Source organism: Nocardioides palaemonis, from assembly GCF_018275325.1.
GTDB lineage: Bacteria > Actinomycetota > Actinomycetes > Propionibacteriales > Nocardioidaceae > Nocardioides > Nocardioides palaemonis.
On the sequence record NZ_JAGVQR010000003.1, the window covers coordinates 501,247 to 516,330 of the forward strand.

Here is a 15,084-nt window from a genome sequence, read left to right on the forward strand (position 1 = left end):
TGTCCTTCCTCGGGTCGGTCATACCGGTACGTCCTGCCAGGCGTTGTCGTTCGAGCTGGTCTCGACGGCGGCCAGGACCCGCTGGACCTGGAGTCCGTCGGCGAACGAAGGCGTCGGGTCCGTGCCCGCGGCGATGTCGGTCACCAGGTCGACGACCTGGTGGGTGAAGCCGTGCTCGTAGCCGAGGCCGTGCCCGGCCGGCCACCACGCGGCGACGTAGGGGTGCTCGGGCTCGGTCACGACGATCCGCCGGAAGCCGGCCGTCGCCGGGTCGTCGTCGCCGTCGTAGAAGTGCAGGACGTTCATGTCCTCGAAGTCGAACGCGAGGCTGCCGCGCGAGCCGTTGACCTCGATGCGGATCGCGTTCTTGCGGCCGTTGGCGAACCGGGTGGCCTCGAAGACGCCGAGCGCACCTCCACGGAAGTGGGCCAGGAAGGCGGCGGCGTCGTCCACCGTCACCAGCCCACGTTCCGTGGAGCCCCCCGCTGCGGCACCGGCCAGGCCGGTGTGGGCCTCCGCCGGGAGCGGTCGCTCCTTGACGAAGGTCTCCAGCCGTCCCGAGACGGTGGCGATCGTGTCGCCGGTGATGAACTGGGTGAGGTCGACGATGTGGGCACCGATGTCACCCAGCGCGCCCGACCCGGCCCGGGACTTGTCCAGGCGCCACGACATCGGCGCCTCGGGGTCGACGATCCAGTCCTGGAGGTACTGCGCGCGGACGTGGTGGACCTGGCCCAGCCGGCCCTCTGCGACCAGCTGACGCGCGAGGCCGATCGCGGGGACCCGGCGGTAGGTGAAGCCGACCATCGAGCGTACGCCGTTCGCCGCCGCGCGCTCGGCGGCCTCCGCCATCGCCTCGGCCTCCTCGACCGTGTTGGCCAGTGGCTTCTCGCAGAGCACGTGCTTGCCGGCCTCGAGCGCCGCGACCGCGATCTCGGCGTGGGTGTCCCCGGGGGTGCAGATGTCGACGAGGTCGATGTCGTCGCGGGCGACGAGCGCCCGCCACGACGTCTCGGTCGACTCCCACCCGAGGCGGGCGGCGGCCTCGGCGACCCGGGCCTCGTCCCGGCCCGCCACCGCCGTCATGCGCGGGTGCAGCGGCAGGTCGAAGAAGCGGGGGGCGGTGCGCCAGGCCTGGGAGTGGGCCGCGCCCATGAAGGCGTAGCCCACCATCCCCACGGACAGCGTGTCGTGCTCGTGCGTCATCCGGCGCGGCCTCAGGACTCGAAGGCGGTGTCGATGAACTGGTCGACGTTGTCGGCGGTGACGACCGGCGCGTAGAGCTGCACCTCACGCGGGACCTCGACCTCGACCAGGTCGCCCATCGCCTTCTGCTGCACGAGCAGGCGGGCGAGCTTGACGCCGTCGGCGCCCTGCGTGGAGGGGTAGATGACGGTCGCCTTGAGCACGCCGGAGTCGTCCTGGATGGCGCGCATGGCGTTGGCCGACCCGGCGCCGCCGATCATGGTGAACTCGTCGCGGCCGGCGCTCTCGATGGCGGCCAGGACGCCGACGCCCTGGTCGTCGTCGTGGTTCCACAGGAAGTCGATCTCCGGCTCGGCCTGCAGGAGCTGCGAGGCGACCTCCTCGCCGCTCTCGACGGTGAACTCGGCGGCCTGGCGGGCGTCGACGTCGAGGCCGCACTCGGCGAGCGCGTCCTCGAAGCCCTGGCTGCGGTCCTGGGTCAGGGGCAGCGAGTCGATGCCGGCGATCTCGGCGACGACGGCGTCCTCGTTGCCGTCGGCCTGCTCGCAGACGTACTGGCCGGCGGAGACGCCCATGCCGTAGTTGTCACCGAGCACGGTGACGCGCGCGGCGTTGGGGTCGTCGAACTCGCGGTCGACGTTGATCACCGGGATGCCGGCCTCCATGGCCTTGAGCGCCACCGGCGTCATCGCCGCGCCGTCGAACGGGAGAAGCACGATGGCGTCGACGCCGTCGTTGATGAACGTCTCGACCTGGCTGATCTGCAGGCTGACGTCGTTGGTGCCCGTCGCGACCTTGAGGTCGAGGTCGGGGTACTGGTCGGCGAGGTCACGGACGTTGTCGGTGATGGCCGCCATCCAGCCGTGGTCGGCGGCGGGGGCCGAGAAGCCGATGGTGACCGTGTCGCCGGACTCGTCGTTGCTGCCCGCGGCGGCCACCGGGGCGGAGTCCGACGAGCCCTCCTCGTCGTTGGCCGCGTCCTCGGCGCTGCCGGTGCAGGCGGAGAGGACCAGGACGGCGGCGGCGCCGGCCACCAGACCGGGGAGGCGGCGGCCGTGCGGGCGTGAGGTGGTGGGCAGACGCATGGGGTGTGCTCCTTGGGTGCGGGATGGGTGGTGCGCGGGTGGTGCCGGGTGTGGTCCGAGTACGAGGTCAGGTCGTCGTCGAGCGACGCGCCAGGCGCTGCTGGAGCAGCACGGCGACGACGATGATCAGGCCCTTGGCGACGGCCTGGGTCGAGGCGTCCTGGTTGTTGAGGACGAAGACGTTGCTCAGGGTGCTGAAGATCAGCACGCCGATGACGGTGCCGACGATGGTGCCGCGGCCACCGGTCAGCAGGGTCCCGCCGATGACGACGGCGGCGATCACGTCGAGCTCCAGCAGGGTGCCGTGGGTGGAGCTGCCGGTCGAGGTGCGGGCGATGAACATCAGGGCGGCGAGGCCGCAGCACAGGCCGACCAGGACGTAGAGCAGCACCGTGTGCCGCCTGACGTCGATGCCGGCGAGCCGCGCCGCCTCGGGGTTGCCACCGACGGCGAGGGTCCGGCGCCCGAAGGTGGTCCGGTTGAAGAGGAACCAGCCGGCCACGGAGACGAGGGCGAAGATGACGACGAGCAGCGGGACGCCGAGGACGTCGGCGGTCCAGAAGTCCCGGAACCCCTGGATGCCGTCCGTGTCGGGCAGGTCCGGGGACGGCACGATCTGGGTGCGGCGCTCGGAGATGATCTCGGCGAGGCCGCGGGCGGAGGCCAGCGTCGCGAGCGTCATGATGAACGGGACGACGTTGCCGTAGGCGATCAGCACCCCGTTGACCAGGCCGCAGGCCGCTCCGACCGCGAGCGCCGCGAACACCAGGAGCAGCCAGCTGGTGTCGTTGGCCATGCTCTGCGTGGCGTAGGTGGTGGCCCACACGGAGGCGAGCGCGACGATCGCGCCCACCGACAGGTCGATGCCGCCACCGGTGATCACGAACGTCATGCCGATGCTGACCACGCCCGTGATGGAGGCGAGCCGCAGGATGGTCACCAGGTTGTCGACGCTGGCGAAGCGGTCGCCGGCCGTCACCACGCCGACGGCGCAGATCACCAGCAGGGCGAGCACGAGGCCGAGGTTGCGCCCGAACGACCCGCCCATCAGCCCGCTGCCCCGCGACGCCCGCTCGGGCTCCGCGGCCGCGCGCTCCACCCGGACCGTGTCGCCGGACGGGGCGACCGGGTTCTCGACGGAGGGATGGGTGTGGTGCTCGCTCATGCGGCGCTTCCTTCCATGACCAGGTCGAGGACCCGGGACTCGTCGATCTCGTGCGCGGGGCCCTCGTGCACGACCCGGCCCTCGCGGACCACCAGCACCCGGTCGGCCAGGCCGAGCACCTCCTCCACCTCGCTCGACACGACCACGACGGCGACCCCGGAGCCGGCCAGCGCGCGGACCACGGCGTAGATCTCGGCCCGCGCGCCGACGTCGACGCCGCGGGTGGGCTCGTCGAGCAGGAGCACGCGGCACTCGCGCAGCAGCCACCGCGCCAGGACCACCTTCTGCTGGTTGCCGCCGGAGAGCAGCCGCACGAGGCGGTCCACCCCGGCGGGGCGTACGTCGAGGGACCCGGTGACCTCGGCGGCGCGGCGCCGCTCGGCACCCCGGTCGAGGAAGCCGAGGCGGGCGAACCGGCCCATCGTGGACACGGTCACGTTGCGGTAGACGGCCTGGTCGAGCAACAGGCCCTGGCTCTTGCGCTCCTCGGGTGCGAGCCCCAGCCCGGCCTTGACGGCGGCCGGGACGGACCCGCGACGCAGGTCGCGCCCGTCGACGCGCACAGTGCCGGCGCTGGCGCGGCGGGCGCCGTAGACGGTCTCCAGGATCTCCGAGCGGCCGGCGCCGACGAGGCCCGCGAGCCCGACGATCTCCCCCGCGCGCACGGTCAGGTCGACGTCGGAGAAGACGCCCGGCAGCGCGAGCCCCCGCACCTCCAGCACCGGCTCGCCGGTCACGGCGGGCGTGTCGCCGCGCGGCGGGAAGACGTACTCGATGGACCGCCCGGTCATCAGCCTGATCAGCTCGGCGGTCGGCGTCTGGTCGACCGGCAGCCCGCTGGCGACGGTCCTGCCGTCCTTCAGCACGGTGATCCGGTCGCCGATCTGGCGGATCTCCTCGAGGCGGTGGGAGATGTAGACGACCGCGACGCCCTGGGCGGTCAGGTCGCGGATGGTCCGGAAGAGCGTGTCGACCTCGCCCTGGTCGAGCACCGCCGACGGCTCGTCGAGGATCAGCAGCCGCGTGTCCTGGGAGAGGGCGCGGGCCATGCTGACGACCTGCTGCCCGGCGGGCGAGAGCCGCCCGACCGCGCGGGTGGCGGAGATCTCGGGGTGGCCCAGGCGGGCCAGCAGCTCGCGGGCCCGGCGGTTGGTCTCGGGGACCCGGCTCACGCCGGCCCGGCTGAGCTCGTGGCCGAGGAAGATGTTCTCCGCGACGCTGAGCTCCGGCACGAGGTCCAGCTCCTGGTAGATCGTCGAGATCCCCAGCCGCATCGCGGCCTGCGGCGTGCCCAGGGTGACCGGTCGGTCCTCCCACAGGACCTCGCCCTCGTCGGGCTGGTAGCTCGCGGAGAGCACCTTGATCAGGGTCGACTTGCCCGCGCCGTTCTGGCCGAGCAGGCAGTGCACCTCGCCCGCGCGGACGTCGAGGTCGACGCCGCCGAGCGCCAGCACGCCGGGGAAGCGCTTGACGATGCCGCGCACCTCGAGGAGCGGCGGGGTCTGGGAGGGGGCCACGGCAGGACTGTGGCATGCGTCACCCGCTTTTGTCGATAGTCACGCAAAAGTCTCCCCTCTATTGCGTAAAGGTCCCGATGTGCTTGACTCCCGCCGTGCGTACCGGTGAGCTCTTCGACCTGCTGCGCGACGGGCGGCCGTGGACGCGTGCCCAGCTCGCCGACGCCACCGGGCTGGCGCGCTCGACGATCACGGCCCGGATCGACACCCTGACGCGGCTCGGGCTGGTCGCGCCGTTCGGCGGTGCGCGCTCGACCGGTGGCCGCCCGCCCGCGCTCTTCGCGATGAACCCGACGGCACGTCTGGTGGTCGGGGTCGACGTCGGCGCGACGCACGTCCGGGCCGCGCTCACCGACCTGGACGGCACCGTGCTCGGCGAGGCGGACGCCCGGCTGGCGGTGGCCGAGGGTCCCGAGCGGGTCCTCACCTGGGTGGAGGACTCCGTGCGGGACCTGGTGGCGGCGACCGGCCGGCCCGCGTCCGACCTCGCCGCGATCGGCATCGGCCTGCCCGGGCCGGTCGAGCACTCGACCGGGCGCCCGATCAACCCGCCGATCATGCCCGGCTGGGACCGCTACGACGTGCCCGGACACCTGCAGCGCGCCCACGCCGTGCCGGTCCTGGTCGACAACGACGTCAACATCATGGCGCTCGGCGAGCGCCGCCGGCACCTGCGCGACGTCGACGACCTGGTCCTGATCAAGGTCGCCACCGGCATCGGCGCGGGCATCGTCTCGGGTGGCGTGCTCCAGCGCGGCGCGCAGGGCACCGCTGGCGACCTCGGCCACGTGCGGGTGCCGGGCGCCGACGCCGTTGCGTGCCGGTGCGGCAACTCCGGGTGCCTCGAGGCCGTCGCTGCCGGACCGGCCCTGGCCGCCGCGGTCCGCGCGCAGGGCGAGCAGGCGGAGGACGGCGGCGACGTCGTCGACCTGGTCCGGCACGGCAGCCGCCCCGCGATGGCGGTGGTGCGCCAGGCCGGTCGCGACATCGGCGAGGTGGTCGCCACGATGGTGAACCTGATCAACCCGTCGGTCGTCGTCATCGGCGGTCAGGTCGCCGAGGCCGGCGAGCACCTCCTGGCCGGCATCCGCGAGTCGGTCTACCAGCGCTCGCTCCCGCTCGCGACCGAGCACCTGCGGATCGTGACCTCGCAGGCCGGGGGGCAGGCCGCGGTGCTGGGTGCTGCCGCGCTCGCGATCGAGCACGTCCTGTCCCCCGACGTCGTGGACGCCGCCGGCGAGGCACTCGCAGCGGCCGACGCAGCGGCCGAGGCCTCCGGCACCTAGCTCACGGCTGGTCGTCCTGCTCGTGCGCGAGCGCGAGCAGCACACCGGCGAGCCCGGCGAGCGCCGCGTCCGTGACCGCACGCTCGTCGACGGTGTCCGGGTCGATGCCCGGGACGTCGACGGGGGTGAGGTCTGCCCAGTCACCGACCAGCCGCACGCCGAGGTCCTCGAGCCCGTGGCGCTGCGCCGCGGCCTCCTCGACCACCCACGGCAGCACCCCGAGGCCGATCGCGGGCTCCGCTGACCGACGTCCGGCCAGCACCTGCTTGGTCAGCAGCCGCTTGCGCAGCCGGTGGCCCTGCGGGAACTCCAGGCCGGCGCCCTCGAGCAGGTCGTTGAGCCGACGCACCGCGACCGCGGACGCGGCGCCCAGGGACTCGTTCGGGTCCGGCTCGGACGTCAGCCCCTCCAGCGCCGGGTCGGTGACCGACGCGAACCGCGACCACAGCAGGTCGGGGTCAGCGCCCGGCGGTGGGACGGTGACCACGATGACCCGGTCGGCGCCGAAGACCGCCTGCCACGACCGCACCATCCGGACGAGGTCCTGCTGGATCCAGAACGCCCGGCCGGCCGCCGTGGCGGCCGCACCGGTACGGGCGCTGGGCCGGTCCGTGCGCGCCCCGGCGACGTAGTCGTGCCAGCTCCAGGAACGACCGTTCTGCAGCGTCTCCTGCCACATCGCCGGCAGGCACCGGTTGAGGTCGCGGGCCGTGACGACGACCTCGACCTCGCCGTCGACCGACGTCCGGAGCCGCTCCAGCACCTCCGCCGGCGCCGGCCCGAGGAGCTCCATCGAGATCACGGACGTGCCGTCGTGCCGGGAGACGGCAGCGGCCTGGCGGTCCCACATCGGACCACCGCCGCGGATCAGCTGCTGGACCGCCAGCACCTGGCTGCGGCGGCGCTGGCCCGGCACCCGCACCCCGCGCTCGCGCAGCAGGTCGCGGTGCGCGAAGAGCCGCGACTGCACGAACGTGGTGCCGGACTTCATCGCCCCGACGTGCAGGACGAGACGACCACCGGACATGCCCGGGATCCTAGGTCAGCAGGTCAGAGCCGGTAGTCCTTGAGCAGGCTGCGGCCGATGATCATCTTCTGGATGTCGGAGGTGCCCTCGCCGATCAGCATGAACTTGACCTCGCGCATCAGCCGCTCGATCTCGTACTCCTTGGAGTAGCCGTAGCCGCCGTGGATGCGGAAGGAGTCCTCGACGACCTCGTTGGCGTACTCGCTGGCGACCATCTTGGCCATGCCGGCCTCGACGTCCATCCGCTGGCCGGTGTCCTTGAGGCGCGCGGCCTTGACCATCATCGTGTGGGCGACCTCGACCTTGGTGGCCATCTCGGCGAGGCGGAACAGCACGGCCTGGTGCTCGGCGATCGGCTTGCCGAAGGTCTTGCGCTGCTGGGCGTAGGCGATGCCGAGCTCGAAGCCGCGCCAGGCCAGGCCGCACGCGCGCGCGGCGACGTTGACCCGGCCGACCTCGACGCCGTCCATCATCTGGAAGAAGCCCTTGCCCGGCTCGCCGCCGAGGACCTGGTCGGCACCGATCCGGTGGCCCTCGAGGATGAGCTCGGTCGTCTCGACGCCCTTGTAGCCCATCTTCTCGATCTTGCCCGGGACGGTGACGCCCTGGGCGGTCTCGCCGAAGCCGGCCTCCTTCTCCACCAGGAAGGTCGTCATGTTCTTGTAGACCGAGTCGGCGCCCTCGTCGGTCTTGGTGAGCACCGCGACGAGGGTGGAGGTGGCGCCGTTGGTCAGCCACATCTTCTGCCCGGTGATGGCGTAGGACCCGTCGTCCTGCTTCACGGCCTTCGTGGAGACGGCCGAGACGTCGGACCCGAGGCCCGGCTCGGACATCGAGAACGCGCCACGCACCTCGCCGGTGGCCATCCGCGGGAGGTACTTCTGCTTCTGCTCGTCGGTGCCGTGCTGGATCAGCATGTAGGCCACGATGAAGTGGGTGTTGATCACGCCCGAGACGCTCATCCAGCCGCGGGCGATCTCCTCGACCACCAGGGCGTAGGTCAGCAGCGACTCCCCCAGCCCACCGAACTCCTCGGGGATGGTCAGGCCGAAGACGCCCAGCTCCTTGAGCCCGTCGATGATCTCCTGCGGGTAATCGTCGGCGTGCTCGAGCTCCTGCGCGACCGGGATGATCTGCTCGTCCACGAACTGGCGCACGGCCTTGAGGATCTCGGTCTGGTCCTCGGAGAGGCCGTCGGTCTGGCAGAGGCGGGGCATGCGGGGGCTCCTTGCGCTCGCGGGAGGATCGCTCGGAGTCTAGTGAGCGGTACTACGGCTTTGCAGGGGCGTCGTCCGAGACTGATGTCACATCGTCGCGGGGCTCCAGCGCGGTCTCCGGTACGTCCTCGCGCTCGACCTCGGCGCGCCGGCGACGGCGCGAGCGCCACCCCATGAGCGCCAGGCCGAGGCCGACCAGGGCGCCGACGCCGGCGCCGGCGAGACCGGTCGCCAGGCCCGGCGGTCGGTAGGTGAGGTCGACGGTGCCGCTGGCGCCCGGCGGCAGCGTCACGGTGAGCAGCCCGATGTCGCTGCGGCTGACGTCGAGCGCCGTGCCGTCGAGGTCCGCGGACCAGCCCGGCCAGGCGAGCATCGAGAACACCAGCCGCCCGCCCTCCTCAGCCGCCGACACCTCGACGGCCTGGTGCAGCTCGCCGCGGGTCTCGGCGGAGGCGACCTCGACCCCGTCGGACGCCCACGACAGCTCGGAGCCGGCCCAGGGCTGCTCCCCCTCGTGGCGCAGCCGGACCACGCGGGAGTCCTCGTAGTCCTCGACCCAGCCCGCGCCGGGCGTGACGCCCTCGGCGATCTCCGGCTGGACGACGATGGTGTCGAGCTTCATCAGGTCCGCCAGCGGCGGCTGGCCGGCGCCGCCGACCTTCCAGAGGTTGCGGTAGCCACAGGGCTGGGTCAGCCCGTCGTACTCCATGCAGAAGTTCCGGGTGAAGGGCACGAACCCCATGCCGGTGTAGTTGTTGACCGCCTCGACCCCGGCGGGGTGGTACATGCTCCCGGGCAGGAACGCGCCCTCCCACTGCTGCTCCAGCTTGCGGGTCTGGCCCTTGTTCTGCAGCGGCTTGAGGTCGGCGAACTGCATCACCCGGCCGTCGAGGTCGGAGAAGCTGGCCTGGAGGGCCGAGACGTTGCTCGGCACGTGCCACAGCCGCGAGCTCGCGTTCTCGCCGAACACCCCGACCTGGAGGGCCAGGACGGCGCCGACGCCGCCCATCGCGACCAGCGCGACCAGGGCGGTGCGGCGCAGCACGAGGTGGGCCGCCAGCGCGACGACGGTCAGCGCGGCGACCACGGCGGTGCCGATGGCGGCGCGGCGCAGCGCCTGCGGGTCCTGCGACCAGGTGAGCCAGCCCAGCGCAACCAGGACGATCCCGGTGGCGGCCAGGCGCGGGCGCATCGTCGAGCGGGCCAGGCCCTGGCTGAGCAGGACCGCGAAGACGACCATCACGCCGAGGTAGAAGTACTCGATGACCCGCAGCGGCCAGCGGAACAGCCACAGCTTGCTGGGCCCGAGGGTCAGCGCGAGGTAGACCACGGTCACGAAGCCGAGGCCGACCAGCTCGCGCGAGCGCCGGCGCAGCACGTCGTAGCGCAGCCACGGCAGCAGCGGGAGGACGAACCACGCGAGGAAGGTCGCCGGCACCATCATCGGTCCGGTGATCGCGCGGATCGGCGGCGTGTGCAGCGGCGAGCTGGCCGCCAGCAGGTCGCCGGCCGTCGGGCGCAGCTTGCCGCTGTTCTCGAACAGCGCCCCGGTGGAGCGGACCGCGAGGTCGGACGACTCGAGGAGCGGGAGGTAGACCAGCGGCAGGAACGCGGCCACGCCGACGCCGACCAGCACGATGCGCAGCACGCCGCCCCAGGCGCGCTGGACGGCGCCCTCGACGAGCATCGCCGCGCCGACCACGATCACGGCGAGGGTGCCGTAGGGGTTGCCGTTGAGGACCGCGAGCAGGCCGGCGAGGAACGCCCAGAACGGGCTACCCGCGCCGCGCAGCGCGCGCCGGAAGGTGACCCAGACCCACGGGGCGTAGGCGAAGGACATCAGGCCCGACGGCCAGGAGCCGGCGTCCCAGAAGAGCGTGAAGCCGGAGAACGGGAGGGCGACGGCGACGGCGGCCGCGGCGGCCGGGACGGCGTCGTACTCGCGGGCCAGCAGGTAGGTGCCCAGTGCCAGCAGCACCATCACGCTCGCCTTGACGAGGTACGTCGTCACGGCGAGGTCCGGCCCGAGCGAGACGACGAGCCACACCAGCACGTTGAGCGGGTTGTAGGTGCCGAAGAGGGCCTCGGCGACGTAGTTGCCGCCGGCCCACGACTGCGGGTCGAGCCAGATCGGCCACTGCCCCGAGCGGATGAGCTCGCCGAAGTGCCACCAGGTCGGCGCGAACTGCGCGGCGGTGTCGCCCCGCTGGTAGAACCAGCCGGTGACCAGGTACGGGATCGCGGTGTAGACCGCGGTCACGACCACGACCAGCACCGGCCAGATCCAGCTGGACCGGGACGCCGGTCCGCGTCGGGCGCCGCGGGTGCGGGAGGGGGTGGAGTCGCTCACTCCGGGATGCTCCGTTCGATGGGCTCGAGGGCTTCGTGCTCGCGTCCCAGGACCGTGGTCACCGGGAGGTCGGACTCGCTGCTCTCCTTGAGCAGGAAGAGCGGGCGCTGCTTGGTCTCGGCGTAGATGCGACCGAGGTACTCGCCGATCACGCCGAGCACGATCAGCTGCACGCCGCCGAACGCCGTGACGGCGCAGATCGTGGTGACGTAGCCGGGGACGCTGTTGCCGTGCACGATCGCGTCGACGAGCACCCACAGGGCGTAGCCGACGGCGACGACGGTGGCGAGGATGCCGAACCAGATCGACATCCGCAGCGGGCGGTAGTTGAACGACACGACGCCGTCGATGCCGTAGTTGAACAGGTTGCGCATGCTCCACTTCGTGGCGCCGGCCTCGCGCGAGACGTTCTCGTAGTCGACGACCGCGGTCGGGAAGCCGATCCACGCGAAGAGCCCCTTGGAGAACCGGTTGCTCTCGCCGAGGGTGAGCAGCGCCCGCACCGCGCGCCGGTCGAGGACCCGGAAGTCGCCCACGCCGTCCTCGAGGTCGACGTCGACGAGGCGGTTCATCATCCGGTAGTAGAGCCGCGACAGCGCGGTGCGCAGCGCGGGGTCACCGGCCCGGGTGCGTCGAGCGACGACCTGGGAGTAGTCGCCCGTGTCGAGCAGCGGCAACATCTTTGCGAGGAGCGTCGGCGGGTGCTGGAGGTCGGCGTCCATGATCGCGACCTTCTCGCCGCGTGCGTGGCTGAGCCCGGCCAGCATCGCCGACTCCTTGCCGAAGTTGCGGCTCAGCGAGAGGTAGCGGAAGCGCGGGTGCGCGCGGTGCACCTCGCGCAGCATCGGGAGCGTGCGGTCGCGGCTGCCGTCGTCGACGAGTATCACCTCGAAGTGCGGCGTCAGCGCCGACAGCTCCTGCGTGAGCACCTCCACCAGGCGCGGGAGGGACTCCTCCTCGTTGTAGCAGGGCACGACCACGGAGAGCTCGACGCGCTCGCTCGGGGCGGGGTGCGGGGAGGGGTCCGGGACGGCAGGCATGGCGCTCATGCTCCCATCCCCCCACCTGCGCGCCGGGCCACCACCTCGGCCACGTCGCGCTCGAGGTCGGCGACGAGCGCCGCCAGCGGCACCTCGAGCGCCGCGTTCTCCGCGACCGCGACGGCGAGGGACTCGACCGACGCCTCGAGACCGGCGACGTCGGCCAGGCCCGTCGCGCCGGCGACGCGGCCGGCGGCGTGACCGGCGGCGTGGCGCAGCCGCTCCACACGGCTCACAGCGACCGGTCCCGGTAGGTCCGCAGCGCCTGCATGGTGATCTCCTCGTCCTGCTGCGCGGCCGGCAGGAGCAGCTGGGCGACCACGTCGGACAGCGTCGCGACCCGCAGGTGCAGCGCGCGCGACTGCGCCACCTGCTCCTCGAGCTCGGCGATCCGCTGCTCGAGCCGCGCCACCCGCCGGTCGCGCACGGGGGCGGTCACCCGCTCCAGGGAGCCGCGCACGGCCCCCTTGACCCGGGCGGCCCGTCCTCCGGCCACGTCCTCCTCGGCCGCCGGCCGGGCGTGGACGTCGGCGCCGGCGTCGCGCGCCCAGACCAGCAGGTCGGCGAGGGCCAGGGCGGCGGAACCAGCCACCTCCTCGTCGGTCACCTCGCCCGGCAGGCGGGCGTCGCGGGTCGTGGGGCGCAGGTCGCCGAGGTCGCCGTGGACGCGGTAGCCGGCCGCCGTGATCGCGGCGACCGCCTCCTCGGCCTGGGCCGTGGCCTCGTCGAGGTGGGCGGCGGTGAGGCCGATCGGCTCGCGTCCGATGGGGGCGAGCACGGTGTGGGCGAGCAGGTCGCGCTGCCACAGGGACTTCTGCCGGGCGCCGCGGATCCGGCCGTCGACGGCCGTGTTGACGCGGCGCAGCAGCTCGGCCTCGACCACGCCGAGCGACTCGTTGGCGCGCTCGACGGCGAGGTCGAGGTCGGCGACGTCGTCGAGCCCGGTGGCCTCGGCGAACCGGTGCCAGAGCTCGTCCGGCCCGACCGGTCCGGACGGGACGGTCACGACGTGCACCCGCTCGGGCGGCAGGTCGGCGCCCCAGCGTGCGGCGACGTTGGCGGGCTGCATGGTGCGCCAGCCCCACTCGCTGTCGGCGGCGGACTCCTGCGGGGGCGACCACTGCTCGAGCGGCCGGGTCAGCCCGAACTTGAGCTGCTCCTGCCACGACGAGGCGATCGCCGTGCCGAGGTCGCGGGCCGTGACCACGACGTGCACCTCGACGCCGTCGAGGAGCGCGAGCGCGGCGCGCGCCTGGTCGGCCGAAGCGTTGGCGAACAGCTCGTAGCTCACCACCGCGGAGCGCCCGGGCCACGCCCGCACCTGGTCCACGACCCGCTCCCAGGCGCCGGCCGCGGACTCCGGGAGGTCGGCCAGGCGTCGGTCGCCACGGATCGCCATGGCGGCGTGGATCAGGTCCAGGCGGGGACCGGCCACCAGCACGCCGGCCTCCTCGAGGACGGCGCGGTTGTGCTCCAGCACGTGCTGGACGAACGTGGTGCCCGACTTCGGGCCTCCCACGTGGAGATGCAGGACCTGCGTCATCGGTGCGTCCGAACCTCTCGAGCCGACGTCTGGGGGGTGGGGTACTCGACCGTCATCCGCCACGTCGCGGGACTGCCGGTACGGGCAGCGCGCGAGGCGGCGGCGAAGCCCTCACGGTGCACGACGCGACCTCCGCTCGCGCGGACGTCGGCCTCGACGTCGGCGGGGTCGACCGGCCACAGCCGCGGCGCGCCGGTGCGTTCCTCGGCCTCGCGGCACGCCCGCGGCGAGCGGCTGACGCCCTCGACGTAGGCGCGGCCGCCCTCGGCGAGCGCCATCGACGCGAAGCGCCACAGCTGCGCGCGGCTCCGGGGCGGCACCGCCTCGAGCAGCCGCCGCGCGGTCACCACCTTGGCGCCCTTCTGGCGGGCGGCGAGGGCGCCGACGGTGAGGACGTCGCGCTCGTCGAGGAGGTTCAGCACCCGTCGGCCCACGCTGGCGGGGAGGTCGATCTCCTTGCCGCCGAGCGCGTGCTTGCCGGGGTGGGCGTAGTCGTAGCCGATCGCCTTGCAGCCGACCCTGTCGTAGAGCCGCAGGTCGGCCGAGGAGCCGGAGCCCACGTCGAGGACCCGGAGGCCCTCGCCGACCGCGTCACCGAGCTGGTCGACGACCCAGCGGGCGAACGGGCTCGGCCGCATCCCGGCGGCGCCCCGCTGGCCGTTGACCTGGGTCCAGTCGCGGCGGTGCGTCATCACCGAGCTGAACCAGCCGTCGAAGCGGTCGGTGACCTCGCGCGAGGGCAGGTGGCGGAAGGACGGGTCCGGGACCCGCCAGTCGGGGCCGTAGGAGACCGCGAGCATCCGGTCGGGGTCGGCCGGTGCCGGCATGTCGCGCCCCTCGAACTCGAGGGCGCGCAGCGGCAGGATCGCCGATCGCGGCACCCGCTCGCGGACCGTGGCGGTCTCGTGGAGCAGGTCGCCGACGTAGAAGCAGGTGTAGATGTCGATGCCGTCCTCGCCGCCGTCGGGGGCGTCGTAGACGACGGTGATGAAGCTGGCCGTCTTGTGCTTCACCGAGATCCCGGCGTCGACCAGCGCCCGGGCCACGTCCCAGATCTCGACGGCCATCTCGGCGGGCGTCTGCTTCTCGGACAGGAAGCACAGGTCGATGTCGCTGTCGTGGCCGATGACCGAGCCGGAGCGGGCCGCGCCGAGCAGGGTGCCGAAGGAGATCCAGCCGTCGAGCCCGCAGGAGTCGCGCATCACCGCGAGCACCCGCTCGGCCATCGCCGTCATCGCCTCGACGGCGCCGGTCTCGCGGCGGGTCTCGAAGATCCGCTGGGTGAGGCCCCACTTGTCGATGATCACGGGGTTGCCGAACCGGTCGACGATCTCGACCCGGCCCTCGCCGGAGCCGAAGACGACCTCGTCGCGGAACACCTCGTCGTCGTCGACGGTGACCGTCACGAGCGAGCGCCCGTCGAGCCGCGCGCTGAGCCGCTTGGGCCACGGGACGACCACGGGGTCCGGGCCGTCCTCGACCGCCACCGACCAGCCGCGCCACCCGTCGAAGTGCACGTCGAGCGAGCAGTCGGCGCCGCGCTGGAGGTGGAGACCGGCGTCGTCGACGCGGTGCACGACCGGCAGCATCTCGACTCCTCCCCTGCGTCTGACCGCCCGCCCCGGGACACGGGGCGGGCAGCCGGGAC

12 protein-coding genes are annotated in these 15,084 nt (G+C 73.0%); 1 reads left to right on the top strand and 11 read right to left on the bottom strand.

What is annotated here, in order from left to right:
* Window positions 1-18 precede the first annotated feature (18 nt).
* The 4 genes from KDN32_RS14795 to KDN32_RS14810 all read right to left on the bottom strand — a co-directional run bounded on the left by KDN32_RS14795 (window position 19) and on the right by KDN32_RS14810 (window position 4,973).
* A complete protein-coding gene (locus KDN32_RS14795; protein WP_211733003.1) occupies window positions 19-1,206 on the bottom strand; it encodes a Gfo/Idh/MocA family protein in 1,188 nt (395 codons plus the stop codon).
* A gap of 11 nt (window positions 1,207-1,217) precedes the next feature.
* A complete protein-coding gene (locus tag KDN32_RS14800; RefSeq protein WP_211733004.1) occupies window positions 1,218-2,291 on the bottom strand; it encodes a substrate-binding domain-containing protein in 1,074 nt (357 codons plus the stop codon).
* A gap of 67 nt (window positions 2,292-2,358) precedes the next feature.
* The gene (locus KDN32_RS14805; RefSeq protein ID WP_211733005.1) at window positions 2,359-3,456 is read right to left on the bottom strand and encodes an ABC transporter permease; all 1,098 of its coding nucleotides are present in this window, start codon (window positions 3,454-3,456) and stop codon (window positions 2,359-2,361) included.
* Complete coding sequence (locus tag KDN32_RS14810) at window positions 3,453-4,973, bottom strand: sugar ABC transporter ATP-binding protein (RefSeq protein ID WP_211733006.1); 1,521 nt, start codon at window positions 4,971-4,973, stop codon at window positions 3,453-3,455. The genes KDN32_RS14805 and KDN32_RS14810 overlap by 4 nt, the downstream gene beginning before the upstream one ends.
* Window positions 4,974-5,068: 95 nt before the next feature.
* Between KDN32_RS14810 and KDN32_RS14815 the strand changes: the two genes are divergently transcribed.
* Window positions 5,069-6,259 carry an ROK family transcriptional regulator gene (locus KDN32_RS14815; protein WP_307854113.1) on the top strand — a complete coding sequence of 397 codons (1,191 nt, stop codon included), beginning with the start codon at window positions 5,069-5,071 and terminating at the stop codon, window positions 6,257-6,259.
* 1 nt (window position 6,260) lies between these two features.
* On the opposite strand, the gene KDN32_RS14820 is transcribed toward KDN32_RS14815, so the two are convergent.
* The 7 genes from KDN32_RS14820 to KDN32_RS14850 are packed head-to-tail and all read right to left on the bottom strand — an operon-like array spanning window position 6,261 to window position 15,025.
* The gene (locus KDN32_RS14820; protein ID WP_211733008.1) at window positions 6,261-7,286 is read right to left on the bottom strand and encodes a hypothetical protein; all 1,026 of its coding nucleotides are present in this window, start codon (window positions 7,284-7,286) and stop codon (window positions 6,261-6,263) included.
* A gap of 23 nt (window positions 7,287-7,309) precedes the next feature.
* Complete coding sequence (locus tag KDN32_RS14825) at window positions 7,310-8,503, bottom strand: acyl-CoA dehydrogenase family protein (protein WP_211733009.1); 1,194 nt, start codon at window positions 8,501-8,503, stop codon at window positions 7,310-7,312.
* A gap of 52 nt (window positions 8,504-8,555) precedes the next feature.
* Window positions 8,556-10,853, bottom strand: coding sequence for a putative glycosyltransferase family protein (locus KDN32_RS14830; RefSeq protein ID WP_211733010.1), 2,298 nt, complete (start codon window positions 10,851-10,853; stop codon window positions 8,556-8,558).
* On the bottom strand, window positions 10,850-11,902 hold the full coding sequence (locus KDN32_RS14835) for a glycosyltransferase family 2 protein (RefSeq protein WP_249217064.1): 1,053 nt from the start codon (window positions 11,900-11,902) through the stop codon (window positions 10,850-10,852). Before KDN32_RS14835 ends, KDN32_RS14830 begins: the two co-directional genes overlap by 4 nt.
* Window positions 11,899-12,129 (bottom strand): hypothetical protein, encoded by a 231-nt coding sequence (locus KDN32_RS14840; RefSeq protein ID WP_211733011.1) that lies wholly within the window; start codon window positions 12,127-12,129, stop codon window positions 11,899-11,901. Before KDN32_RS14840 ends, KDN32_RS14835 begins: the two co-directional genes overlap by 4 nt.
* Complete coding sequence (locus KDN32_RS22540; protein WP_249217065.1) at window positions 12,126-13,436, bottom strand: DUF6752 domain-containing protein; 1,311 nt, start codon at window positions 13,434-13,436, stop codon at window positions 12,126-12,128. Before KDN32_RS22540 ends, KDN32_RS14840 begins: the two co-directional genes overlap by 4 nt.
* A complete protein-coding gene (locus tag KDN32_RS14850) occupies window positions 13,433-15,025 on the bottom strand; it encodes a LicD family protein (RefSeq protein ID WP_211733012.1) in 1,593 nt (530 codons plus the stop codon). Before KDN32_RS14850 ends, KDN32_RS22540 begins: the two co-directional genes overlap by 4 nt.
* Window positions 15,026-15,084 lie beyond the last annotated feature (59 nt).

What these genes read in the sequence shown, in the direction of transcription:
- KDN32_RS14850 (WP_211733012.1), bottom strand. Translation starts at nt 15,025, where the DNA reads ATGCTGCCGGTCGTGCACCGCGTCGACGACGCCGGTCTCCACCTCCAG.
- KDN32_RS14825 (WP_211733009.1), bottom strand. Translation starts at nt 8,503, where the DNA reads ATGCCCCGCCTCTGCCAGACCGACGGCCTCTCCGAGGACCAGACCGAG.
- KDN32_RS22540 (WP_249217065.1), bottom strand. Translation starts at nt 13,436, where the DNA reads ATGACGCAGGTCCTGCATCTCCACGTGGGAGGCCCGAAGTCGGGCACC.
- KDN32_RS14800 (WP_211733004.1), bottom strand. Translation starts at nt 2,291, where the DNA reads ATGCGTCTGCCCACCACCTCACGCCCGCACGGCCGCCGCCTCCCCGGT.
- KDN32_RS14805 (WP_211733005.1), bottom strand. Translation starts at nt 3,456, where the DNA reads ATGAGCGAGCACCACACCCATCCCTCCGTCGAGAACCCGGTCGCCCCG.
- KDN32_RS14835 (WP_249217064.1), bottom strand. Translation starts at nt 11,902, where the DNA reads ATGAGCGCCATGCCTGCCGTCCCGGACCCCTCCCCGCACCCCGCCCCG.
- KDN32_RS14820 (WP_211733008.1), bottom strand. Translation starts at nt 7,286, where the DNA reads ATGTCCGGTGGTCGTCTCGTCCTGCACGTCGGGGCGATGAAGTCCGGC.
- KDN32_RS14795 (WP_211733003.1), bottom strand. Translation starts at nt 1,206, where the DNA reads ATGACGCACGAGCACGACACGCTGTCCGTGGGGATGGTGGGCTACGCC.